At 54.2% G+C, this 653-nt stretch carries 7 tRNA genes; all 7 read left to right on the forward strand.

The features are described 5' to 3' along the window. Positions 1–18 precede the first annotated feature (18 nt). The 7 genes from Q9306_RS24500 (at position 19) to Q9306_RS24530 (ending at position 645) form a co-directional block, all read left to right on the forward strand. Positions 19–94, forward strand: a tRNA-Val gene (locus Q9306_RS24500). Positions 95–101: 7 nt separating this feature from the next. Further along, positions 102–177, forward strand: a tRNA-Thr gene (locus Q9306_RS24505). 8 nt (positions 178–185) lie between these two features. Continuing rightward, positions 186–261 (forward strand) — tRNA-His (locus tag Q9306_RS24510). A 17-nt stretch (positions 262–278) separates the two neighbouring features. After that, positions 279–359: transfer RNA gene (locus tag Q9306_RS24515), tRNA-Leu, on the forward strand. A gap of 29 nt (positions 360–388) precedes the next feature. Beyond that, a tRNA-Gly gene (locus Q9306_RS24520) sits at positions 389–463 on the forward strand. A 16-nt stretch (positions 464–479) separates the two neighbouring features. After that, positions 480–568: transfer RNA gene (locus tag Q9306_RS24525), tRNA-Leu, on the forward strand. A 3-nt stretch (positions 569–571) separates the two neighbouring features. Further along, a tRNA-Arg gene (locus Q9306_RS24530) sits at positions 572–645 on the forward strand. Positions 646–653: the final 8 nt, after the last annotated feature.

Raw genomic sequence — 653 nt, forward strand, 5'->3', positions numbered from 1 at the left:
GGACGTTGCCAGGCAAATGGAGGATTAGCTCAGCTGGGAGAGCACCTGCCTTACAAGCAGGGGGTCGGCGGTTCGATCCCGTCATCCTCCACCATATAAATGCCGGCTTAGCTCAATTGGTAGAGCAACTGACTTGTAATCAGTAGGTTGGGGGTTCAAGTCCTCTAGCCGGCACCAGGATTATGGCGGCTGTGGCGAAGTGGTTAACGCATCGGATTGTGGCTCCGACACTCGTGGGTTCGATTCCCATCAGTCGCCCCATTTTTAAAAAATAATATGCGGGTGTGGCGGAATTGGCAGACGCACCAGACTTAGGATCTGGCGCCTTTGGCGTGGGGGTTCGACTCCCTTCACCCGCACTTTTAATAAAATAACTCATACATGTCTTGCGGAAGTAGTTCAGTGGTAGAATACAACCTTGCCAAGGTTGGGGTCGCGGGTTCGAATCCCGTCTTCCGCTCCAGTTTTCAATATGACATGCCGGGGTGGCGGAACAGGCAGACGCACAGGACTTAAAATCCTGCGGTGGGTGACCACCGTGCGGGTTCGACCCCCGCCCTCGGCACCATATGCGCCCGTAGCTCAATTGGATAGAGCGTTTGACTACGGATCAAAAGGTTAGGGGTTCGAGTCCTCTCGGGCGCGCTTTATTA

Source organism: Bacillus multifaciens, assembly GCF_030756675.1.
Classification (GTDB): domain Bacteria; phylum Bacillota; class Bacilli; order Bacillales; family Bacillaceae_G; genus Bacillus_A; species Bacillus_A multifaciens.